Origin of the sequence: Dactylosporangium salmoneum (assembly GCF_039532525.1) — a bacterium.
Classification (GTDB): Bacteria; Actinomycetota; Actinomycetes; order Mycobacteriales; family Micromonosporaceae; genus Dactylosporangium; species Dactylosporangium salmoneum.
In genome coordinates this window covers 89,801-110,776 of record NZ_BAAARV010000062.1, presented here as the reverse complement: position 1 = coordinate 110,776, position 20,976 = coordinate 89,801, and the positions used below count along the sequence as shown (strand labels likewise).

The window sequence follows — 20,976 nt, the reverse complement described above, 5'->3', positions numbered from 1 at the left end:
ACGGGTGGTCAGCCGCCCGACCCGGGAGGACCGAAGACGAGGCTCACGTTGTGGCCGCCGAAGCCGAAGGAGTTCGACAGCGCGTAGGCCACCGGCGCGGGGCGGGCCTCGCGCAGGTGGTCCAGCTCGCAGGCCGGGTCGGGCTCGTCCAGGTTGTGCGTCGGCGGCAGCAGCCCCCGGCGCAGCGCCTCCACCGTCACCGCAGCCTCGGCAACTCCGGACGCGCCGAGCATGTGCCCGGTGACGCCCTTGGTGGAGCTGACCGGCGGGCCGGCCGGGCCGAACACGGCCCGGATGGCCAGCGACTCGGCGACGTCGCCGAGCTTGGTGGAGGTCCCGTGTGCGTTGACGTAGCCGATGTCGGCTGGGTCGAGGCCGGCGTCGGCCACGGCCCGGCGCATGCACTCGGCGGCCGCCGCGCCGTCGGGGCGCGGCGTCGTCGGGTGGTGCGCGTCGTTGGTGGCGCCCCAGCCGAGCAGGTCGGCGTGGCTGGTGGCCCCGCGGGCGGCGGCGTGCTCGGGCCGCTCCAGCACGAACACCCCGGCGCCCTCGCCGAGCACCAGGCCGTTGCGGCGCCGGTCGAACGGGCGGCTCGCCTCGGTCGGGTCGGCCCAGCCGCGGGCCAGCGCGCGGGCGTTGCCGAACGTGTCGGCGAGGGTCGGGAACAGCGGCGCCTCGCTGCACCCGCAGACGACGACGTCGGCCTCCCCGGACCGCAGCAGCCGCAGGCCCTCGCCGATGGACTGGGCGCCGGCCGCGCAGGCGGTGCCGATGGACGAGCTGTACCCCTGCAGGCCGTAGCGCATCGCGACCCGGGCCGCGCCCATGTTGGGCAGCATCCCCGGCAGCAGGTAGGGGCTGACCCCGGCGCGGCCGCGCTTGTCCCGCTGCACCGCCTGCGCGTCGAGGGTGGCCAGGCCGCCGGTGCCGGACAGGATGACCGCCACCCGGTAGGGGTCGACGTTCTTCCCGGCCTCGATGCCGGCCTGGGCCAGCGCCGCCTCGGCCGCCTTGAGCGCCATGACGATGTACCGGTCGACCAGGCGCGCGTCCGGGCCGGGCAGCACCGACAGCGGGTCGATGGGCGGGCCGAACGCGGCCACGTCGACCGAGCCGGCCAGCGCGTGGTCCGGCGGCGGGGCGCTGAGCCCGGACCGGCCCTCGCACATCGCGTCGAAGACCTCGGCCCCGGTGACGCCGACCGGGGTGACGAGGCCGATCCCGGTCACCGCCGCGTGTGCGTTCATGCTGCGCCTCCGTGCCTGGGTTCGTGGCCGACGAGCACCGCGGCCGCGGTGTCGTCGGGGTCGATCTCGATGATCAGCACCCGGTGTGCGTCGCCGTCGGCGAGCAGGCCGCGGGCCGCGTCGACGCCGGAGCCGGCGTCGCACACGCAGCTCACCGGCCCCGTGAGCCCGTGCTTGGCCGCGATGTGGCCGAGCACGGCGTTGGGCACCGACTGGAAGAAGAAGAGGGGCCCGACCCGGGCGCCGGCGTCCACGGCCGCGGCCACGTGGGCGGCGCTCTCGACGTCGCCGAGGTCGCTGACGAGCACGACGGCGGTCTCGGCGAATGGAGCGCTCTCCGGCAGGTCCGCGAGGCAGCGCCCGGCTACGGCCGCGATGATCGGGTTGAAGCCGGAGTGGATGAACCCGGCCAGGCGCGGGAGCTCGGTGTCCTCGGGCCCGGGCCAGCGGGCGGCCGCCTGCACCTGCAGGCCGGCCGCGAGCGCGCGCGAAGCTAAGCCGCTCATGCCAATCGCTCCGCTTCGCTCCGCCGGTGGCATGAGCGAGAACCGCATCCATTGTGAGCGGCCCCTCCGCTCCGCTCCGGACCGCTCATGCCAATCGCTCCGCTTCGCTCCGCCGGTGGCATGAGCGAGAACCGTATCCATTGTGAGCGGCCCCTCCGCTCCGCTCCGGACCGCTCATGCTTCTGCGCCCAGTAACAGCGCCGTGTTGGCGCCGCCGAAGGCGGCGTTGAGGCTCAGCGCGTAGCCGGGGGAGACCGGCGGGGCCGCGCCCAGCACCAGGTTGAGCGGGCACCGCTCGTCGGGGGCGGCGAAGCCGGCGTTGACCGGCGGCCGCCCGCCGCGCAGCGCGTGCAGCGTCACCGCCAGCTCCAGCACGCCGGAGGCCTCCAGGGCCTGGCCGTGCAGCGACTTGGTCGACGACACGGGGACCGTGGCCGCGTGCGGGCCCAGCGCCGCGTGCAGGGCGGCCGCCTCGGCGACGTCGCTCTGCTCGGTGCCCGAGCCGTGCGCGTTGATGTAGCCGAGCTGCTCCGGCCCGATCCCGGCCCGGCCCAGCGCGGCGCCGATCGCCCGGGCCAGCCCGCGACCCTGGGGGTCGGGCTGGCAGGGGTGGTATGCGTCGCCGGCCCGGCCCCAGCCGGCCAGCCGGGCCAGGGGCGGCACGGCGCGCTCGCGGGCCGCCTCGGCGGACTCCAGGACCACCGCGCCGGCGCCGTCGCCGAGCAGCAGCCCGCGCCGCCCGGCGCTGAACGGCCGGACCGCGCCGTCGGTGGACAGCGCGCGTCCGGCGTCGAAGAGGGCGTACTGGTCGGCCTCGACGAGGTATCCGCCGGCCACCACGATCCGGTCCGCCTCGCCGCGGGCGATGAGCCCGGCTGCGTCGGCGATCGCGGTGCTGGCCGCGACGCACGCCGACGTGTACGCGCGGGACGGGCCGAGCCCGGTCGCGCCGGACAGGGCGGCGGCGAATGCGGTGCCGCCGTGGCCCGGGCGCTGGGCCGGGGCCGAGCGGGCCAGCCGCGGGTCGCCGTGCACCGCCAGGAACAGCGGCGCGCCGGCCCGCTCGGCCGTGCTCAGCTTGGCCTCGTCACAGGCCTCGGCGGTCAGCGCGGCGAGCTCCGCGGGCAGGTCCGGGTCGCCGTCCATGGTGGCGGCGACGCCGACCCGCCGGCCGGTGACGTCGAAGCGCCGGACGGGCGCGAACGCCGGCCGGCCGGCGTCCAGCCCGGCGGCGAGCGCGCCCATGCCCCGGCCGAACGCGCTGAGCACGGCTACGCCGGTGATCAGCACGTCCGCGGTACCCCTGCTCATCACGGCCTCACCGGGCACCCGTCTCGACCTCGAGCCCGGCCAGGACCTCCACGGCACCTTCGACCGTGGACATCCGGGCGAGCTCTTCGTCCGAGAGGTCCAGGACCGTGCCGTAGTGCTGCTCGAGCTGGTGGACGAGCCAGGCCAGCTCCAGCGAGTCGATCCCCTCGCCGACGTCCTCGGGCTGCCGGTCCCCGTAGGTGGCCAGCATGGCGACGACCTCGGCGCGGCCCGGTGCAGCGGCCACGCTCAGCTGCCCGCGGTGGCCGCGGCGGCCCGGCGCTCGGCGACGGCCGTGATGAACTCGCCGACCGTCATGCCCGCGAGCTTCTCGGCCTCGTCGTCGTCGAAGCGCACCCCGAAACGGTCCTCGACCCGGACCGCCAGCTCGGCCAGCGACAGCGACTCGAGGTCGGCGCCGGCCGGGCCGAGCGCGGTGTCGTCGTCGATGTCGTCGGTGCTGTAGTTCATCTCGGTCAGCGAGTCCAGTAAGAACTGGCGGATCTCGCCTGCGGTCTCGTCGCTCATGCTTGGGTGTTCCCTTCCTTTACGGCGGCCGCGACCAGCAGGGCGCGGTCGCGGACGAGCTTGCCGGTGGCCGTTCTGGGCAGCTGCTCGACGACGTGCAGCGCGCGGGGGCGCTTGAACGGGGCGAGCCGCTCGGCGAGCAGCGCCCGCACCTGGTCCGCCGTGGTGTCGTCGCGCAGCATCACGTAGGCCTCGATCGCCTTGTCGTGCGTGACGACGGCGGACGCCACCCCGGGCAGCGCCGCGAGCGTGTGCTCGACCTCGGTGAGGTCGACCTTCAGCCCGCCGACCGAGACCTGGGAGTCGTTGCGGCCCAGCACCCGGAACCGGCCGGTGTCGGGGTCGACGGCGCCGGCGTCGCGGGTGTGCAGCCAGCCGTCGGCCCAGCGGTTCGGGTCGACCAGGCCGAGGTACGGCGACTCCGCCAGCGACACCAGCAGCTCGCCGTGCTCCTCGCGCACCCGCAGGCCGGGCGCCGGGGTCAGGGCGGGGCGGTGCTCGCCGAAGAGGTCGGTCGCGATGACCCCGACCTCGGTCATGCCGTACATGTTGCCGAGCCGGACCCCGAAACGGTCCGTGAAAGTTTCATGGACGGTGGCCCGCACGAGCTCGCCACCGGTGGTCATCCCGGTCAGCTGCGGCAGCCGCGGCGGCCGGGGCCCGGAGGAGAGCAGCTCGATGTGGAAGGGCACGCCCAGCAGGGTGGTCGGCTCGGGGCCGGCGGCCACGGCGGCGAGGATCCCGTCGGCGGTCATCCGGGCCGGCAGCACGACCTGGGCCCCGGCGTGCAGCCCGTAGAGGAGGCCGCCGACGAGGCCGAGCACGTGGACCATGGAGGCGAGGCAGACGATCCGCTCGCCCGGCTGCGGCACGCCGGCGCCGATCGCGGTGTACCGGTGCAGCTCCTCGACGAGGTTGGCGGCGCTGCGCGCGATGACCTTCGACGGGCCGGTGGAGCCGGAGCTGAGCTGGACCAGGGCGTGGGCGGTGTCGGCCGGCCGGCCCGGGTAGGTGGCGACGCGCTCCTGCACGTCCTGGAAACCGCGCAGCGGCCCGCCGCTGGAGTGCTTGGCCGACACGACGGCCTGCGGGGCCAGCCGCTGCAGGGCAGCGTCGACCTCGAACGGGGTGAGGCGGTGGTCCAGCAGCGCGGCCCGCGCGCCGAGGCGCCAGCAGGCCAGCAGGTTGGTCACGAAGGCCAGGGAGGGGGCCAGGCAGATCGCGACGGCGTCGCCGGGGCCGGTCCGGCCGATCCCGGCCGCGGCCAGGACGGCCTGCTTCTGCTCGACCAGGCGGCGCAGCTCCGCGCGGGTCACCGGGGCGTCGAAGACGAGCGCCGGGGCGTCGCCGGGACGGCCGGCGGCGTCCGCCAGCAGCACCTCGTCGACCCAGCCCGGATCGAGGGCTTCGGTCACCGGAACATTCCCTTTCCTTACCGGGCGCGGGTCGTCGGCGGGCCGGGGGCGCCGTTTCCGCCGGGAGGCGGCCGGCGCGCCAGGGCTCGCTGGGAGCAAACCGCGCGCAGGGTCGTACGCACCGGCCGGTCGGCCGACTCTGGCCACCGGTCAGCGTGTACAACCCCCGAAGATGGACACACTGCGAAGAGATCGAGGGCACGCAAGCACCCGCAACGGTCGACGTTGTCCGAACGCAAGCACCCAGCTGCTGCAAAGGCAGGAAATAGGCACCTCGACTAGGCATAGACCTTACGCAATCGAGGTCGTTTTACAAGAGTGGGCAGCCAGAGCATGTGACGGGATGTCCGTTCTGTCACACCACCTCCCGTGAAAAATCGTTTGGCTCGATACGGTCAACATTCAGGTAAAGGCTCAGGTCAGGCCGGGTCCCGGCCACGCGCGATTCCCGCAAACTCGGACATTCGTGGCAGCTGCGGACGCTTGGGGTCGAGGTCTCAGGTATCGCCAGCAAGGGGAAGTCCGAACGTCCGTTAGGTGTGGTCTCGCGGGATATATGGGCTGCGCAAGTATCCAGGTCGCCGCTGTACCGCCGGTTCCGGAACTTCCCCAGGTCATTGACAAGGCTCGTCGCGGCGTCCATACAATGGCCGGGCTCGCACCGCCTATTGCGGTTGCGTTCCCATTCCCTGGTACTGCCGTTTCGGAGATTTGCGACTGTGAAAGCAGATACCGGTTCCGCATACCCGTCGGCGCCTGCCGGTCCGGGACTCAACGCGGCCGTCGAACGCTATTACGACACCACGCTGGACCTCTACGAGGACCTCTGGGGCGAGCACGTCCACCACGGGTTCTGGGACGTCGGCGAGCGCCCCGGCAACGACGACGAGCGGCACGCCGCGACCGACCGGCTGGTGCGCGAACTGGTCGCCTTCGCCGGCATCCCGTCCGGCGCCCGGGTCCTCGACGTGGGCTGCGGCATCGGCGGTCCCGCGCTGTACCTGGCCGGCCCACTGGGCTGCGAGGTCGAGGGCGTGACGCTCAGCGCCGCCCAGGCCGCCCGGGCCAACGAGAAGGCGGCCGAGGCCGGCCTCGGCGGGCGGGCGCACTTCCACCAGCGCGACGCCCTCGACAACGGCTTCCCCGACGCGTCCTTCGACGCGCTGTGGGCCGTCGAGAGCCTCATGCACATCGCCGACCGGACCGCGTTCTTCGCCGAGGCGATGCGGCTGCTGCGCCCCGGCGGGGTGCTGGCCATCGCCACCTGGTCGGTGCGCGACGGCGAGCTGAGCGCCGAGGAGCACCGCGTCGTCGACCAGATCCTGCGCCACCAGGTGATGCCGAGCTTCTCCTCGCTGGAGGAGCACGAGCGGCTGGCCCTGGCCGCCGGCTTCGCCGAAGTGTCCAGTGTGGACTGGTCGGCCAACGTGGCCAACTCGTGGGAGCCGAACTTCGCCCAGGTGCGGGAGCTGGACAACGGCCGCGCCATGATGCGCGACCTGGCCCGCGACCGGGGCGTCGACGTGCTCGGCTTCTTCTACGCCGGCCCGCTGATGCTCAAGGGGTTCAGCACCGGCGCGATGACCTACGGCGCGGTGCGCGCGGTCAAGCCCGCGGCGTTACCGACCGAGGACTGACCCGTGAGCACGCCGACGACCACCGAGCACGCCGTTGCCGAGCTTCTTCGCGAAGTGACCGGCGAGGATGCCGAGTGGCTGGCCGGCATCGGCCCCGCGACCCGGCTCGACGGCGACCTGTTCCTGGACAGCATCGAGGTGGCCGCCCTTGCCGGGCGGCTCACCGACGTGTTCGGGGTCGACTTCGCCGGGCACGTCGCCGGACTCGAACTGGAGGCACTGCTGACGCTGAGCGTCGCGGACGTCGCGTCCTATGTGGACGCCTCCGGCGGCAGCGCATGAGCAGGTTCCTGTTCGTCTCCCTGCCGCTGTTCGGGCACGTCCACCCGATGGCGGCGGTGGCCGACGCGCTGCTGCGGCGGGGCCACGACGTGCTGTGGGCCGGCTCGGAGTCGTTCCTGCGGCCGCTCGTCGGCGAGCAGGCGCGCATCCATCCGATCCCGCTGCGGGCCCACCGCGGTCAGGCCGAGCGTGGCCTCGACGCCACCCGGTCCCGGTGGGAGGGCTACATCGTCCCGCACGCCCGGACCACCCGGAAGGGCATCGAGGCGGCGATCGCCGAGTTCACCCCCGACGTGATGGTCGTGGACCAGCACGCCATCGCCGGCGCCATCGCCGCGCACGCCCACGGCCTGCACTGGGTCTCGGTCGCGCCGACCACGATGGAGCTCACCCGGCCGTTCCGCCACGGCCTGCCGCGGGTCGAGGCGTGGATCCAGGGGCAGATGGCCGCCGCCTGGACGGCCGCCGGGCGCCCTGGCGAGCCGCCGCACGACCTGCGCTTCTCGCCGCACGGCGTGATCGCCTTCACCGCCGGCGCGCTGGCCGGCGCCCCGGCCGACCTGCCGTCCAACCTGCGGCTCGTCGGCCCGTCGCTGGCCACCCGCACGCCCGACCCCGACTTCCCGTTCGACTGGCTCGACCCGGCCCGCAAGCACGTGCTGGTCACCATGGGCACGCTGTCCATGGACATCGCCAAGGACTTCTACCAGCGCGTCGACGCGGCCCTCGCGCCGCTCGGCGACACGCTGCAGGCCGTCGTGATCGCGCCCGACCGCACGCTGGCCGCCGAGCCGGGCCCGCACGTGCTGGTGCGCCGCCGCGCCCCCGTGCTCGACCTGATGCCGCACCTGCACGCGGTCGTCTCGCACGGCGGGCTGAACACGGTCTCGGAGGCGCTGGTGCACGGCGTGCCGCTCGTCGTCGCGCCGATCAAGGGCGATCAGGCGCTCAACGCGGAGGCGGTCCGCTCCGCCGGCGCCGGGGTGCGGGTCTCCTTCGACCACATCCGGCCCGGCGCGCTGCGGACCGAGCTGCTGCGCGTGCTCGACGACCCGGCCTTCGCCACCGCCGCCCGCGGGGAGGGCGACCGGCTGCTGGCCGGCGGGGGAGCCGAGGCCGCCGCCCAACTCCTCGAGGCCCACCACCAATGATTGAGGCGATATCACCGTGAAAGTCCTGCGCGACACCTGGCTCATCTTCCAGCGCCACATGCTGCTCATGATCCGCTCCCCGTTGTGGGTGTTCCTCGGCATCGCCCAGCCGGTGGTGTACCTGATCCTGTTCGCCCCGCTGCTCAAGCCGGCCCTGCAGTCGATGGGTAAGACCTCGATGCTGGACGCCTACCGCGTCTACGTCCCCGGCATGCTTGTCGCGCTGGCCATCGGCGGCGGCCTGTACGTCGGCTTCGGCCTGCTCGGCGACCTCGCCAACGGCGTCATCGAGCGCTCCCGGGTCACCACCGTCAGCCGGGTCGCCCTGCTGCTCGGCCGGGCGCTGCGCGACGTCGTCACGGTCATCGTGCAGTCGATCCTCATCACCGTGCTGTCGGTGCCGTTCGGGCTGATCACCAACATCGGCAACATCCTGCTGGGCTACGCGATCCTCGCGCTCATCAGCCTCTCGGCCGCGGCGATCTCCTACGGCATCGCCATCAAGGTGAACAACCCCAACGTGCTCGGCCAGGTCATCAACAACGTGGCCCAGCCGCTGATGCTGCTCTCCGGCACGCTGCTGCCGCTGGCCCTGGCCCCGCTGTGGCTGCGCACCATCGCCGACTACAACCCGTTCAACTGGGCGGTCACCGGCATGCGGGCCCTCTACGCCGGCGATGCCGGCGACGTCCACGTGTGGGGCAGCATCGTCTTCTGCGGCGCGCTCGTCGTCGCCGCGGTCACCTGGTCGGCCAGCCTCTTCGCGCGCTCGGTCAAGTAAGGGGTACGACAATGATCAAGACCAAGGGGCTCAAGAAGTCCTACAAGACCCGGGCGAAGCGGCAGACCACCAGCGTCGACGCGGTCAAGGGCATCGACCTGGACGTGGCCGAGGGCGAGATCTTCGGCTTCCTCGGGCCCAACGGCGCCGGCAAGACCACCACGCTGCGGATGCTCGCCACCCTGATCCCGCCCGACGACGGCGAGGCCACCATCGCCGGGGCCAACCTGCGCACCGAGCAGGCCCAGGTGCGGCGCAGCATCGGCTTCGTCGCCCAGGGCGGCGGCACGACCGACGACGTGACCGCCCGCGAGGAGCTCATCCTGCAGGGCCGCATGTACGGCATGAGCCGCGCCGAGGCCGCCACCCGGGCCGAGGAGGCGATCGCCGCCTTCGACCTGACCGAGTTCGCCGACCGCAAGTGCAAGACCTACTCGGGCGGCCAGCGCCGCCGGGTCGACATCGCGCTCGGCATCATCCACCGCCCGCAGGTGCTGTTCCTGGACGAGCCGACCACCGGCCTGGACCCGCAGAGCCGCGCCCACATGTGGGACGAGATCCGCCGGCTGCGGTCCGACGGCATGACGGTCTTCATCACCACGCACTACCTCGACGAGGCCGACGCCCTGTGCGACCGGATCTCCATCATCGACCACGGCGAGATCGTCGCCGAGGGCACGCCGGACGAGCTCAAGCGCGAGATCTCCGGCGACGTGGTGACGGTCGGCGTGGGGGAGCTGGCGGAGAAGGCGGCCGAGCTGCTCAAGGACCAGCCCTTCGCGCGCGGGGTGGAGGTGCGCGAGGACGGCGAGCTGTGGCTGACCGTCGACGCCGGGGACACCGCGATCCCGCAGATCATGCGGACCCTGGAGGGGGCGGGGATCTCGCTGGCCACGATCGAGCTGCACCGCCCGACCCTGGACGACGTGTTCCTCACCAAGACCGGCCGGTCGCTGCGCGAATAGCGCGAAGAAGACTTGCGGCGAGGCGTCGTTCACGATGCCTCGCCGCAGTCATGTATTCGGCCAATTCGATGGCCGCGCGCAAGCATTCTTCGCATCGCCGGGCGGGCGGCCCGCGGGCCCGATCCGCTCAGGCCGCCCGTCGTCCGTGGCGTGCACGGATGTGGCCCGCCGCTCGAGGGAGTGCGGCGTTCCAAGTGCAATTCTTTCGATGCACGTTGCAGGCGTTCCGGGGTCCGGCATCCGGTCCGAACCGCGCAAGGCAGAGCCCGCGCGCCCGGCTGCCGGACCTCGGAATTCGCCGTGAGAACGGCTGTTGAAAGCATTGCTCTTGGCCCGTGGCCGCGTCAACGGCCACTATTTCAATTAACTATTCGCCCGCGGCGCGGGCCGACCGCGGGCCGCAGATATCAGGGCAGCCGGATCGACTGCGGGGTGTGGAAGACGTCCTGCGGGTCGTAGGCCAGTTTGACCTGCTGCAGCCGCGGGTAGTTGGCGCCGTAGTAGGCCGTTTGCCAGTCCGTCAGGTCGCGGTCGGCGTAGTTCTGGTACACCTCGCCGGTCAGGTGCGGGCGCAGGGCCTCGGCGAAGTCGTCCACCCACGCCACGTTGGCGCCGGTCTCCTCGTCGCCGGGCCACTGCGCGATGATGGAGACATAGTGCAGTGCGTCACGGTGCACGAAGGCGGTCGCGTCGGCCGGCACGCGGGCGATCGCGCCGCCGGCGAGCAGGTCGAAGCGGACCATCGAGAATCCCGACGGCGACTGGGCGAAGCGCTGGGCGAGCACGTCGAAGGCGGCCTCGTCGAAGCCGTCCTCGGAGAAGTACCCCCCGACCCACTTCGACTGCAGGCCGTACACGATCTCCTCGCCCATGACCGTCATCATCTCGAGGTAGTCGGTCTCGCCGATCGAGCTGAACAGCGGCTCGCCGAGCGCGTGCACCGGCGCGAACGCGGCCTCGGCCTCGGCGGGCGGGCCGACGTACATGCCGTACATGGCGACGACGGGCTCGCCGTCCGGGTACGGCTCGGTGCTGAGCAGCAGGCAGAGGGCCAGCCGGTCGTCCTCGCGGTTGGCGTAGAGGTCGCGGTAGGCCCGGAAGACCTCCTTGGCCCGGCTGTACGGCCACGCGATGATGCCGCCGACGACCGTCTTGGGCAGGGGGTTGAGCCGGTACGTCAGGCTCGTCACCACCCCGAACCCGGCGCCGCCGGCCCCGCGCAGCGCCCAGAACAGGTCCGGGTGCTCGGTCTCGCTGGCCCGCAGCACGTTACCCTCGGCGTCGACCATCTCGGCGGCCAGGATGTGGTCGCAGCCCAGGCCGAAGGTGCGCCCGAGCGGGCCGTACCCGCCGCCGAGGCTGTAGCCGGCGTTGCTCACGGTCGGGCACTCGCCGCCGGGGCCGGCCAGGCCGTACTCCAGGCCGTCGGGCCCGGTGAAGCTGTGCCCGGCGTAGGTGACCTGGTCGATGGCGCGCCAGCCGATGCCGGGGCCGACGGTCACGGTAGCGGTGGCCGGATCGAACGCGACGTCGCGCATGCCGCCGACGTCGACCACGACCCCACCCTCCACAAGGGACAGGCCGCTGGCGTGGTGCCCGCCGCCGCGCACCGACAGCGGCAGCCCGTGCTCGCGGGCGTAGCGGATCGCCGCCGCCACGTCGCCGGCGTCCGTGCACCGGGCGATCAGCGCCGGGCGGGTCCGCACGCGGGTGTTGAACAGGACGCGCGCCCCCTCGTACTCGGGGTCGTAGGGGGTGAGGAGGGAGCCGCGGAAGCCGGAGAGCTCAGAAAGATCAAGCCGCACCGGCAGATCTTGTCACCGTGCCGGATCGACGGCAAGCGCGGCGTACTCGGCCACGAGTTTGCGCAGGCGGACCACCACGGGCCGCTCCCCGAGCCGGCGCTGCAGCACGGCGAGCACTTCCCGGTAGTTCCACAGCAGCTCCTCGGCGGTCCGCGCGCTGCTGGCGAACAGTTCGGGCCCGAACCGGTGCAGGTCGTCCACGAGGGACTGCAGGCTGCACACCTTGTCGGCCGCGATGACCAGCAGCGACTCGGCGCCCGCTTCGGAGTCCATCCGCCCCAGGTGGGCCCGCTTGCGCTCCCACCAGGTCAGCCCCTGCCGCTCGCCGAGGTCGGCGTCGGTGCAGTCGTGCACGATGCGGTACACCTCGTCGCCGAACGCGGCCCGCAGCGCCCCGCGCCCGGTCGGCTGGTCCTCGAGCACGTCGTGCAGCAGCGCCCCGATCGCGGCCGTCTCGCCGCCGCCCTCCTCGAGCACGATCGCGCAGGTGGCGAGCAGGTGCGACACGTAGGGCGTGCCGGTGTTGTGCCGGACCTGCCGATGGTGGTGCCGCGCCGCGAACGCCAGCGCCTCCTCGAACCGCGGCGACAGCATCCTCACACCTCCTAGGCGATCATGGCCGCCATGTCCTGCAGCTGCCGCACGACCTCCGCGCGCTCCAGCCGCCGGCCGAGCTGCACCCCGCCCCGCGGCGCGGGCTCGTCCGGCCGGTAGTACACCTGCGAGCGCTGCTTCTCCCGGGGCCCGCGCATGACCAGTGTGGCGCAGGACTGCCGCCGGTCGGTGACGGCGCGGTGCACGATCGTGGACGTGGTGACGTACCGCCCCCGCAGCGGGGCCCGCTCGACCCGCCGGACCTCGACCAGTCCGACATTTCCGGAAGGGGCGACGCGGGCGATCTTGCCGCCGAGGTACGGCCGATAGGTGAACCGCCGCCAGGCCTCGCCGGCGGGGTCCTCGTCGAGCTCGATGAAGTGCTGCCGCCCGCCGAGCAGGATCGAGCTGAAGGGGAACCGGTGGTCGTGCGGCCGCGAGACGTGCTCGGCGGCGGTCCGGGAGGCCGGCCAGTAGTGCAGGGTGAGCCGGCTGCCGTCGTCGTAGCGCGCCGCCACGATCTTCGTGAAGCCGTTGACGTGCCGGTAGGGGACGCCACCGGCCAGCCGCCGGCCGCCCCTCAGGTCGGCGAGGAGCCGGTCGATCACCCCGCCGGCGTCGACGTGCTCGAGGTCGGTGCGGGGAAGCAGCAACGGGCCAGCCACGTATACAGACTCTCGCACACGCCCCGCGGCCGGAGGTGTTACACCCGGCCGCGGCGGGTGAACCGCTCGGCGGCCTCCAGCACGCGCTTGATCGTGTCCCCGGTGGCCTCGCGCAGCATCCCGGCCGGCGACCGCCCGGCGATCCCGGCCGCCCCGACCTCGCGCAGCCACCCGGCCGCGGCCCCGAGCCGGTTGGCCCGCGCGAACGTGTCGGCCACCTCGACGGCACCGCGCAGCCGCCCGGCCATCTCGGCCCAGCGCCGCCGGTCGCCCCGCCACCGCTGGAACTCGGTCGCCGACCCCGCCCCGGCGATGTAGGCGGTCAGATCCTCACCCAGTAGCGCCACGCAGCGGTCGATGCCGCTCGTCGACAGGACCCCCACTGTCATGGAAGAAACGCTACCTCCGTACCGCCACGAGGGCGAGGTCAGGAGAGATAGAACGCGGAGACGTCCTCGGCCAGCAGGTCCAGGACCGGGATGCCGCCTTCCAGGGCGGCGGCGAAGGCCGTCCACGAGTCCAGCCGGTAGCCGCCCGCCTCCGGGAACTCCTCGCCGGTCAGGTACCGCGGCAGCAGGAACGCGTTCTGGACCAGCCAGTGCACGTAGCCGCCCTCCTCGCCCCACCCCGGCAGGGAGCGGGTCGAGTTGAGGTAGGCGCGCAGCTCCGCGGGGGAGGACCACCGGACCATCCGGGACTCGTTGGTCAGGTGCTTGATGTACGGGTTGTACAGCAGGGTGCCGCCCAGGCCGAAGTGCTCGCGGAACTGCTCCCACAGCAGCCGCTCGTCGCTGCCGGCGTAGGCCATCACCTCGGCGGCCGGCTCGTCCTCCAGCAGATGGTGCAGGTAGGACCAGGTCGTCAGCGGCGTCAGGAGGCGGTTGGCATCCTTGCTCAGCAGCGTCTGGACGATCGCCCCGGCGTTGCGCTCCATGTCGTGCAGCGCCAGGTGCGGCACGACCTTGATGGCGGCCAGGACGCTGTACAGCGACGGGCTGCGCTCGCCGTAGAAGATCCGGGCCACCGACCACGGGTCGGTCGGGCGCAGCAGCGACTCGGGGGAGTGCGCCGGGGCGCCGGTCACGTAGTCCTGCAGGGAGGCGACCGACGGGGCGGCGGCCGGGTCGACCCGGTGCATCCAGCGCAGCAGGTCGGCGGAGAAGCCGGCGCTGAGCTCCTCGCGGCCGGCGACGCCGAAGTCGTCGAGGCAGATCGCCACGCGCACGCCGCGGGCCGACAGGGCGGCGGCCGTGAGGGCCTGCACGGCGTTGATGAGCGACGCGCGGGCGCGCAGGCGGACCGGCCAGAAGAGCAGCCGCGGGCGCTGCGGGTCGCCGGCCCAGTCCACGCCCCAGCCGTAGCGGCGCTCCAGCTGGCGCAGCAGTGGCAGTACACCTTCCGGGGCGGTGTTGCCCGGCTGCGAGAACAGCTCCCGCTCCCATTCCAGGTGCCGGACCCGGCGCCGGGGGTCGACGCGCGGTCCGGCGGGCGGGACCTCGAGCCGGTCGGCGAGCGCGGTGAACAGGCGGTCGCCGTCGACCTCGGTGTAGAAGGTGACGAGGCCCTCGAGGCGTTCGGGCAGGCGCAGCGGGGCGGCGTCGTGCAGCGCCCACAGCACGCGGACGGGGCGGGCGGCGGCCACGGCGCGAAGGGCGCTCGTCACGACGTCGTCCCAGCCGCTGTACCCCACCACGACCACGACATCCCCGGTGACCAGGTCGGCCAGGGCCCGGGCGGTCGGCTCCGGGGCGGTGGCGTCCGGGGCCGGGTCGTGCAGCAGCGGCTCGCGGGCCTCCTCGCTGACCGGGCGCCAGAAGCCGTGGAGGTGGAAGACCTGCACCGCGCCCTCGCCCTCGGGGCGGCGGTCGGGGCGGCCGTCGGGGGCGACCGGCACGCTGACCGCCTGGCGGCCGGTGTGCCGTACGGCGATCTCGAAGAGCGGGTCGAAGTTGGTGGTGAGCAGGGCGTTGCCGAACTCGTCGGGGCGGCCCGCGAGGAGGCGGCCGACCGCCTCGACCCCGGCCGGCAGCTCCCACCAGTCGAGGCTGTTCTCGACCCGCTCGCCGAGGCGCAGGTCGACCCACTGCCAGATGCCGTGCGTGGCCAGCGGCGAGGAGGCGAGGTCGGGGGCCCGGTAGCCGGCCAGGACGGCCTGCTGGGCGACCACGTCGAACTCGCCCGGGCGGCGGCGGGCGGTGAAGACGCGGCGGTACGCCAGGTAGACGTCGATCGGCAGCGCGTGCGGCCCGAGCGCGGCGCGGGCCTGGTGCAGGGCCTGGGTCAGCTCGCCGTCGTCGCCGAGGCCGGCGGCGTAGCGCTCGGCCAGCTCGACGAGCTCCTCCAGGCCGGGCACGGCGGGCATGGTCATGCCGGCGCCCAGCACGAGCGTGACGGTGCCGCCGTGGCGGATGGCGGAGACGATGTCGTCGATCAGGCGCGCTTCCATCACTCTCCCGCGGCCCGGGCGTGCAGGGTCGTCCACAGGTCGCGCGGGCGGCTGGACAGCGCCTCGCGCACGTCGGCGTCGCTGAGCAGCAGCAGGCCCCCGTCGATGTCGGCCTCCAGCTGCTCGGGGCCCCAGCCGAGGTACCCGCTGAACAGCCGCAGCCCGGAGATCACGGCGGGCAGCGGGGCCGGGTCGGCGGCCAGGGCGATCGTGCCGAGCCGGTCGCGGATCGGCTGGAAGCGCAGCGGGGGCTCCACGTCGGGGCGCAGCCGCGCGACCGCGATGAAGCCCTCGTACCGGCTCAGCGGCCCGGCGTCGAACAGCACCGCGGGGGTGGTCAGCAGCCGCCGCCAGCCCTGCGGGATGTCGGCCGGCAGCGGGTCGGCGGTCGGGCGGTTGATCCGCACGCCGACCGCGCCGCGGCCCCGGTCGTGGCGCAGGATGAGCACGGCCGCCTGGCGCAGGTCGCGGTCCTCGACGGCGGCGGTGGCGACCACGATCCGCCCGACGAGGTCGCGGCGGTGCCGGGCGGCGTTGCGCACCAGGGCCAGCTCGTCGCCGGCGGAGCGCAGCTCGGGCAGTTCGAAGCCGCGCTCGCGCAGCCGCAGGGTGACCTCGCGCCAGACGGTGCGCACGTCGAGGATGGCCGGGCGGTCGGGAAGGCCGCCGCGCAGCACCCGCAGCAGCTCGCCGGTGAACGCGGTGTACGGCTCGCCGGGCGGGGCCTGGGCGGTGCGGTTGCGCGGTGCGGAGACCAGCAGGCAGGTGTCGTCGGTGCCGGCCTGGTCGGCCACCGCCTGGGAGCCGGACTCGCCCGAGGCCAGCGCGCCGGCGGCCCGCCCGGCATAGCAGCAGTCGAGGATGACCAGCCGCCGCCGGGCCCGGCTGCCGGCGACCGCCCGCCTGATGTGCTCGAACGGGAGACCGGCCTCGTACGGTACGGCGGGATCCGTGTCCCGAAGCCCCAGCACCAGGCTGCCGTCGACCGGGTCGACGAGCCCGTGGCCGGCGTAGTAGACGACGAGCGTCCCCTCCGCTGCGGTCTCGTCCGCGGCGCGCCGCAGCACCCGGCTGACCTCCCGGGCGTCGTCGGGGTCGGGCAGCACCGTGCAGTGCTCCGGCGCCAGCCCCCACAGGTCGGGGTCCTGCAGCACCCCCGCCAGCGCGTTGAGGTTGCGCGGGATGGCGGGCACCTCGGGCAGCGACGTGTACCGCGCCCCGCCCACGAGCACTGCCCGCGACGCCCGCGGGTCGGCGAGGTCCGGCACCGCTCAGCCGTCGAGCGCCCGGGCGGCGGCGGCCACGGCCTGCGGGTCGGCGGACTCGATGCGTACGGACACGCCGTCGGGGTCGGTCCGGGTCAGGATCACGGCCGGCGCGGCGGGGCGGGTACTGCGCCAGTTCGACACGGCCAGCAGCAGCTGCCCGACCGACAGCCCGGTGCCGAGCACCAGGCTGATGATCTCGACCGCGGCGCCCAGCTCGCCGGGGCTCCCGGCGGTGGACAGCCCGATCTCGGACTGCACGACGTCGGGCTCGCCGACCAGCCAGCGCTGCAGGCTGAGCAGGGTGTCGACGTCGGGCGCGGGCCCGTTGTCCAGGGCCTCGAGGTGAATCTGCAGCTGCACTGGTCAACCCGGGGTGTCGGGGGCGGGAGTTCGAACCTTATCGAACCCACGCCACCCCTGTCACCCGAAGAGCGCCTTCTTCGCCTTCCGCGCCTTGCCCTTGGTCTCGCCCAGCGCGAGCAGCGCCTGGCGGCCGTGCTCGTCGGTGCGGGCGTGCAGCAGCCCGTACGTGAACCCGTTCTCGCCGGCGCCGTGCGCGCCGATCGCGTACTGGCGCAGCAGGTCCCCGGTGACCAGGGCGTCCTGGTGTGCGCCGAGCACGTCCTGCAGGTCGGTGAGCCGGTCGGCGAGCTTGGTGGCCCGCTTGCCGGCGACGGGTGCGACCAGCTCGGCCGCGTACCGGGCGCGCTTGTACGCCTTGCGGGCCTCGTGCAGGCGCTCGTCGGGGGTCGGCATCCCGGGCCGGGTGCGGCGGCCGTCGGCCCGCTCGGCGGCGGCGAGGCGGCCGTCGGCCCGGTCGAGGGCCTTGCGGGCGCGGCGGAGGATCCGGCGGGAGGGGATCCGGTCGGGCTCGGCCGTGCGGGTCACGAGCGCGTCGATGTCGTTGAGCAGGGTGGTGTACCGCGGGCTGTCGAGCCCCGCCGTCAGCGCTTCCCGGGCCTTGGCCGACCGCGCGGCCAGCAGCGAGGTGATGCGCGCGGACACCGGCCCGAGCACCAGCTCGGCCGGCACGCCGGCGACGAGCCCGGCCAGCCGCTCGCCCATGACGTCGCAGTCGCGCACCTCGCCCAGCAGCCCGGTGACCCACTTGATCTCGTCGTGCAGCGCGTCGAGGTCGCCGGAGAGGACCGGGGCGAACGAGCGCAGCGTGGAGCGCAGCCGCCGGGTGGCGACGCGCATCTTGTGCACCGCCTCGACGTCGCCCTCGCGCACCTGGGGGTCGTGCTCGATGAGCGCGTCGCGCTGGGCGGCCAGGTAGGCGGCCAGGGCCTTGCGGGCCTTCGAGCCGCGCAGCCGCAGCGGCGCGGGGGGCGGGTACTCCTTGCCGAGGGCCTGGGCGAGCTTCGAGGGGCTCTTGGCCGGCCGGGCGCCGGCCCTGCGCAGCGCCGCGTCGAGGCGGGCGAGGGCGGCCCCGCCCCCGTCGACCAGCTCGATCTCCAGCTCGTGCCACTCGCGGGCCCGGCCGCTGCGCAGCGACTCGGTGGTGACCCGGTCGTCGGCGACGAGCGCGAGGGTGCGGCCGTCGGCGGCCTTGAGCTCCCGCTCGACCCGGTGCGTGCGGATGCGGGCGACCGGGGTCAGCGCCTCGCCCCGGGCCAGCGCGCGGATCTGGTCGGTCACGGCCCGCGGCGGGGTGCGGTGGCGGTTGTTGGCCGGCACCTGCAGCTCGCTGCGCTCCCCGCCCGACGGGCGCTTGAGGTGCCAGCCGGCGTCGTGCCCGCCGGAGCGCCGGCGCAGCGTGACCCGGCCCCGCGCCAGGTGCAGTGCGTCGGTGTCGTAGTACACGGCGTCGAGCCGTTGGTCATCCGGCTCGCCGACGGTGGCGACGCCGCCGATTCCCCTCAGGTCGGGCAGCGTGAAACCGTCCGGGAGCTCGTATTTGCGTTCAACCTCGAGTTTTCCGGCCATGCACTCATTCTCGCAGTGAACCCGTCACCGTGCGAAGGTGAACATGCGATAAACGAAAGGTGCACCACGACCTCCTCCGGCTGCTCGACGACCACCTGGCCGAGCTCGCCGCCCTGCGCCACGTCCTCGCCGCACCGCGGCCGGTCCACCTGGGTGAGCGGCTGTCGGCGGCGACCGAGACGGTGCGCTCGGCCGAGCGGTACGCGCTGGCGGTCGGCGCCCTGCTGGACCCGCGGCCGGCGTGCGTGCGGCGATAGGCACGGGCCGTCCGGTCGGGTGCGACTTGGGTCACTCTGATCGGTTATCGGGTGGTCGGCGGCCTCGGCCGTAATCTGGGCACGTGGGTGTCGTCAGGCAGCGGGTGCGCTTCGCCATCCGGCTGCTGCGCGACTGGCGGCTCACCGTCGCGTGGGGCAAGTCGCTGCTGCGCTCCGGTCTGACCAGCGTCGTCGTCCTCGCCGTCACCTTCTGGCTGCTGCCCGGCGTGCGGGCCAGCGGCGGCCCGCTCACCTTCGTCGAGCTCACCGTCCTGCTGGCGCTCATCGGCACGCTCATGCGCCTGGTGCTGCTCGGCGTCGCGGTCGTGGTCGGCGGGATCGGGGTGCTCGCGCTCGGCGTGGTCATCCAGGCCGTCGTCATGTTCACCGCGCTGCGGCTGGCCAACGGGGTCAGCGTGGACTCGTTCGCCGACGCCTGGGTGGCCAGCTGGCTCGCCGCCGCGCTCACCGCGATGGTGAACTGGCTCGCCGACGCCGGAAGCGAGGACGTGTTCCTCGGCCAGGCGCTGCGCCAGATGGCCCGGCGGCACCGCGGCACCCCGGCGACCGAGCCCGGCGTGCTCATCGTGCAGCTCGACGGGCTCTCCGCGCCGCTGCTGTCCTGGGCGGTCAAGGCCGGCAACCTGCCCAACCTCGGCGAGTGGGTGCGCACCGGCACGCACACCATGCGGCCCTGGCACACCGGGCTGCCGGCCACCACCCCGGCCAGCCAGGCCGGCATCATGCACGGCGACTTCGCGCAGATCCCGGCGTTTCGCTGGTACGAGAAGGAGGCCGCCCGCCTCGTCGTCACCAACCGCCCGCGCGACGCCGCCGACGTCGAGGCCCGCATCTCCACCGGCCGCGGCCTGCTCGCCGACGGCGGCGTGAGCATCAGCAACGTGTTCTCCGGCGACGCCCCGACCAGCCTGCTCACCTTCAGCAACGCCGCGCTGCCCGGCCGCTCGGCCCGCGGCTACCTGGCCTTCGTGGCCAGCCCCTACGGCTTCGCCCGGGCCGTCGTGCTGTCCGTCGGCGAGATGCTCAAGGAGATCCAGCAGGCCCGCCGGCAGCGCTTCCGCAACGTGTACCCCAGGGTGCCCCGCACGGCGGCGTACGTCGCGCTGCGCGCGGTCACCAACGTGCTCCTGCGCGACCTCAACGTCTCGCTCATCGCCGAGCAGATGAGCCGCGGCGCCCCCGTCATCTTCTGCGACTTCGTCGACTACGACGAGGTCGCCCACCACGCCGGCCCGCTGCGCCCCGAGGCGATGCAGACGCTCGAGGGCCTCGACCGGGTGCTGGGGACCCTGCACAAGCTGGCCCGGGTGGCCGGCCGCGACTACCAGATCGTGGTGCTCTCCGACCACGGACAGAGCCAGGGGGCGACCTTCAGCCAGCGGTACGGCGTGACGCTCGAACGCCTCGTCGCCGACCTCGCCGGCAACGGCGCCGAGCCGGCCTCCGGCGGCCCGGACGAGGAGGACTGGGGGCGGGCCAACGCCCTGCTGGCCGGCGTGTCGCACCAGACCCGCTCGTGCGGCCCCGTCACGCATCGCCCCCGCGGCGAGGTCGTCACCATCGCGTCCGGGAACCTCGCCATGCTGTACCTCACCGGCGTCCCCGGCCGCGCGGACCTCGACACCGTCGAGGAGCTGCGCCCGGGCCTGGTCGACGGCCTGGCCAAGCACCCCGGCATCGGCGTCGTCGTGGTCGGCACGCCGGACGGCCCCCTCGCGATCGGCCCGGCCGGCCGGCACCGGCTGCGCGACGCGCACATCGAGGGCGACGACCCGCTGCTGCCCTACGGCCCGTCGGCCGCCGCCGACCTGCTCGCCCACCAGGCGATGGCCCACGTCGGCGACCTGGTGGTGCTCAGCCGGGTCGACCCCGGCACCGACGAGGTGGCCGCCTTCGAGGAGCTGGTGGGCTCGCACGGCGGCATCGGCGGCTGGCAGACCGAGGCGGTGCTGGTCCACCCGGCCGACTGGCCGGTGCTCGACGCCCGGCCGCGCGGCCCGGTCGCCGTCCACGAGCAGCTCGTCGCCTGGCTCGAAGACCTGGGCCTGCGCGCCTCCGCGCCGGTGCCCGCGCCGCGCGACGTCCTGGCCGAGGACGGCGAGGGCGCTCCCTTGTCCGGCCGACTTCCAGGTGATTAGATCAACAAGCTCGAATTTCCTCCGGATTGG

Annotated in this window: 21 protein-coding genes; 7 read left to right on the top strand and 14 right to left on the bottom strand. The window is 73.9% G+C overall.

Annotated elements, in window-relative coordinates; all coding sequences use genetic code 11:
• Positions 1–8 precede the first annotated feature (8 nt).
• The 6 genes from ABD352_RS32320 to ABD352_RS32295 form a co-directional block, all read right to left on the bottom strand.
• Complete coding sequence (locus ABD352_RS32320; protein WP_344616305.1) at positions 9–1,247, bottom strand: beta-ketoacyl-[acyl-carrier-protein] synthase family protein; 1,239 nt, start codon at positions 1,245–1,247, stop codon at positions 9–11.
• Positions 1,244–1,753, bottom strand: coding sequence for a hypothetical protein (locus ABD352_RS32315; protein WP_344616304.1), 510 nt, complete (start codon positions 1,751–1,753; stop codon positions 1,244–1,246). The genes ABD352_RS32320 and ABD352_RS32315 overlap by 4 nt, the downstream gene beginning before the upstream one ends.
• A gap of 174 nt (positions 1,754–1,927) precedes the next feature.
• Positions 1,928–3,064 (bottom strand): beta-ketoacyl-[acyl-carrier-protein] synthase family protein, encoded by a 1,137-nt coding sequence (locus ABD352_RS32310; protein WP_344616303.1) that lies wholly within the window; start codon positions 3,062–3,064, stop codon positions 1,928–1,930.
• Positions 3,065–3,071: 7 nt separating this feature from the next.
• Positions 3,072–3,275: a hypothetical protein gene (locus tag ABD352_RS32305; RefSeq protein ID WP_344616363.1), complete on the bottom strand. Its 204-nt coding sequence runs from the start codon at positions 3,273–3,275 to the stop codon at positions 3,072–3,074.
• A gap of 38 nt (positions 3,276–3,313) precedes the next feature.
• Positions 3,314–3,592: an acyl carrier protein gene (locus ABD352_RS32300; RefSeq protein WP_344616302.1), complete on the bottom strand. Its 279-nt coding sequence runs from the start codon at positions 3,590–3,592 to the stop codon at positions 3,314–3,316.
• The gene (locus ABD352_RS32295; protein ID WP_425553717.1) at positions 3,589–5,007 is read right to left on the bottom strand and encodes a class I adenylate-forming enzyme family protein; all 1,419 of its coding nucleotides are present in this window, start codon (positions 5,005–5,007) and stop codon (positions 3,589–3,591) included. Before ABD352_RS32295 ends, ABD352_RS32300 begins: the two co-directional genes overlap by 4 nt.
• Positions 5,008–5,726: 719 nt before the next feature.
• Between ABD352_RS32295 and ABD352_RS32290 the strand changes: the two genes are divergently transcribed.
• The 5 genes from ABD352_RS32290 to ABD352_RS32270 are packed head-to-tail and all read left to right on the top strand — an operon-like array spanning position 5,727 to position 9,823.
• Positions 5,727–6,644 carry a methyltransferase domain-containing protein gene (locus ABD352_RS32290; protein WP_344616301.1) on the top strand — a complete coding sequence of 306 codons (918 nt, stop codon included), beginning with the start codon at positions 5,727–5,729 and terminating at the stop codon, positions 6,642–6,644.
• A gap of 3 nt (positions 6,645–6,647) precedes the next feature.
• Positions 6,648–6,926, top strand: a complete 279-nt coding sequence (locus ABD352_RS32285; protein ID WP_344616300.1) for an acyl carrier protein — start codon at positions 6,648–6,650, stop codon at positions 6,924–6,926.
• Complete coding sequence (locus ABD352_RS32280) at positions 6,923–8,077, top strand: glycosyltransferase (RefSeq protein WP_344616299.1); 1,155 nt, start codon at positions 6,923–6,925, stop codon at positions 8,075–8,077. The genes ABD352_RS32285 and ABD352_RS32280 overlap by 4 nt, the downstream gene beginning before the upstream one ends.
• 16 nt (positions 8,078–8,093) lie before the next feature.
• Positions 8,094–8,858 carry an ABC transporter permease gene (locus ABD352_RS32275; protein WP_344616298.1) on the top strand — a complete coding sequence of 255 codons (765 nt, stop codon included), beginning with the start codon at positions 8,094–8,096 and terminating at the stop codon, positions 8,856–8,858.
• 11 nt (positions 8,859–8,869) lie between these two features.
• Positions 8,870–9,823 carry an ATP-binding cassette domain-containing protein gene (locus ABD352_RS32270; RefSeq protein ID WP_344616297.1) on the top strand — a complete coding sequence of 318 codons (954 nt, stop codon included), beginning with the start codon at positions 8,870–8,872 and terminating at the stop codon, positions 9,821–9,823.
• Between the two features lie 407 nt (positions 9,824–10,230).
• Here the strand turns inward: ABD352_RS32270 and ABD352_RS32265 are convergent, their stop codons facing one another.
• Genes ABD352_RS32265 through ABD352_RS32230 form a run of 8 tightly spaced genes read right to left on the bottom strand, consistent with a single transcriptional unit; the run spans position 10,231 to position 18,530 of the window.
• Positions 10,231–11,628, bottom strand: a complete 1,398-nt coding sequence (locus ABD352_RS32265; RefSeq protein ID WP_344616296.1) for an FAD-binding oxidoreductase — start codon at positions 11,626–11,628, stop codon at positions 10,231–10,233.
• A 12-nt stretch (positions 11,629–11,640) separates the two neighbouring features.
• Positions 11,641–12,222 carry an HD domain-containing protein gene (locus tag ABD352_RS32260; protein ID WP_344616295.1) on the bottom strand — a complete coding sequence of 194 codons (582 nt, stop codon included), beginning with the start codon at positions 12,220–12,222 and terminating at the stop codon, positions 11,641–11,643.
• An 11-nt stretch (positions 12,223–12,233) separates the two neighbouring features.
• On the bottom strand, positions 12,234–12,887 hold the full coding sequence (locus ABD352_RS32255; RefSeq protein ID WP_344616294.1) for a hypothetical protein: 654 nt from the start codon (positions 12,885–12,887) through the stop codon (positions 12,234–12,236).
• Between the two features lie 38 nt (positions 12,888–12,925).
• On the bottom strand, positions 12,926–13,276 hold the full coding sequence (locus ABD352_RS32250; RefSeq protein WP_344616293.1) for a hypothetical protein: 351 nt from the start codon (positions 13,274–13,276) through the stop codon (positions 12,926–12,928).
• 38 nt (positions 13,277–13,314) lie between these two features.
• Complete coding sequence (locus ABD352_RS32245; RefSeq protein ID WP_344616292.1) at positions 13,315–15,333, bottom strand: SIR2 family protein; 2,019 nt, start codon at positions 15,331–15,333, stop codon at positions 13,315–13,317.
• On the bottom strand, positions 15,333–16,601 hold the full coding sequence (locus ABD352_RS32240; RefSeq protein ID WP_344616291.1) for a YqgE/AlgH family protein: 1,269 nt from the start codon (positions 16,599–16,601) through the stop codon (positions 15,333–15,335). Before ABD352_RS32240 ends, ABD352_RS32245 begins: the two co-directional genes overlap by 1 nt.
• Positions 16,602–16,604: 3 nt before the next feature.
• Positions 16,605–16,961 (bottom strand): effector-associated constant component EACC1, encoded by a 357-nt coding sequence (locus ABD352_RS32235; protein WP_344616290.1) that lies wholly within the window; start codon positions 16,959–16,961, stop codon positions 16,605–16,607.
• A 60-nt stretch (positions 16,962–17,021) separates the two neighbouring features.
• Positions 17,022–18,530 carry a CYTH and CHAD domain-containing protein gene (locus ABD352_RS32230; RefSeq protein WP_344616289.1) on the bottom strand — a complete coding sequence of 503 codons (1,509 nt, stop codon included), beginning with the start codon at positions 18,528–18,530 and terminating at the stop codon, positions 17,022–17,024.
• A 59-nt stretch (positions 18,531–18,589) separates the two neighbouring features.
• Here ABD352_RS32230 and ABD352_RS32225 point away from each other — a divergent pair, with 59 nt between their 5' ends.
• Positions 18,590–18,787 (top strand): hypothetical protein, encoded by a 198-nt coding sequence (locus ABD352_RS32225; RefSeq protein ID WP_344616288.1) that lies wholly within the window; start codon positions 18,590–18,592, stop codon positions 18,785–18,787.
• Positions 18,788–18,870: 83 nt separating this feature from the next.
• On the top strand, positions 18,871–20,946 hold the full coding sequence (locus ABD352_RS32220; RefSeq protein ID WP_344616287.1) for an alkaline phosphatase family protein: 2,076 nt from the start codon (positions 18,871–18,873) through the stop codon (positions 20,944–20,946).
• Positions 20,947–20,976: the final 30 nt, after the last annotated feature.

What these genes read in the sequence shown, in the direction of transcription:
- ABD352_RS32250 (WP_344616293.1), bottom strand. Translation starts at nt 13,276, where the DNA reads ATGACAGTGGGGGTCCTGTCGACGAGCGGCATCGACCGCTGCGTGGCG.
- ABD352_RS32300 (WP_344616302.1), bottom strand. Translation starts at nt 3,592, where the DNA reads ATGAGCGACGAGACCGCAGGCGAGATCCGCCAGTTCTTACTGGACTCG.
- ABD352_RS32280 (WP_344616299.1), top strand. Translation starts at nt 6,923, where the DNA reads ATGAGCAGGTTCCTGTTCGTCTCCCTGCCGCTGTTCGGGCACGTCCAC.
- ABD352_RS32305 (WP_344616363.1), bottom strand. Translation starts at nt 3,275, where the DNA reads ATGCTGGCCACCTACGGGGACCGGCAGCCCGAGGACGTCGGCGAGGGG.
- ABD352_RS32245 (WP_344616292.1), bottom strand. Translation starts at nt 15,333, where the DNA reads ATGGAAGCGCGCCTGATCGACGACATCGTCTCCGCCATCCGCCACGGC.
- ABD352_RS32310 (WP_344616303.1), bottom strand. Translation starts at nt 3,064, where the DNA reads ATGAGCAGGGGTACCGCGGACGTGCTGATCACCGGCGTAGCCGTGCTC.
- ABD352_RS32260 (WP_344616295.1), bottom strand. Translation starts at nt 12,222, where the DNA reads ATGCTGTCGCCGCGGTTCGAGGAGGCGCTGGCGTTCGCGGCGCGGCAC.
- ABD352_RS32320 (WP_344616305.1), bottom strand. Translation starts at nt 1,247, where the DNA reads ATGAACGCACACGCGGCGGTGACCGGGATCGGCCTCGTCACCCCGGTC.
- ABD352_RS32315 (WP_344616304.1), bottom strand. Translation starts at nt 1,753, where the DNA reads ATGAGCGGCTTAGCTTCGCGCGCGCTCGCGGCCGGCCTGCAGGTGCAG.
- ABD352_RS32230 (WP_344616289.1), bottom strand. Translation starts at nt 18,530, where the DNA reads ATGGCCGGAAAACTCGAGGTTGAACGCAAATACGAGCTCCCGGACGGT.
- ABD352_RS32270 (WP_344616297.1), top strand. Translation starts at nt 8,870, where the DNA reads ATGATCAAGACCAAGGGGCTCAAGAAGTCCTACAAGACCCGGGCGAAG.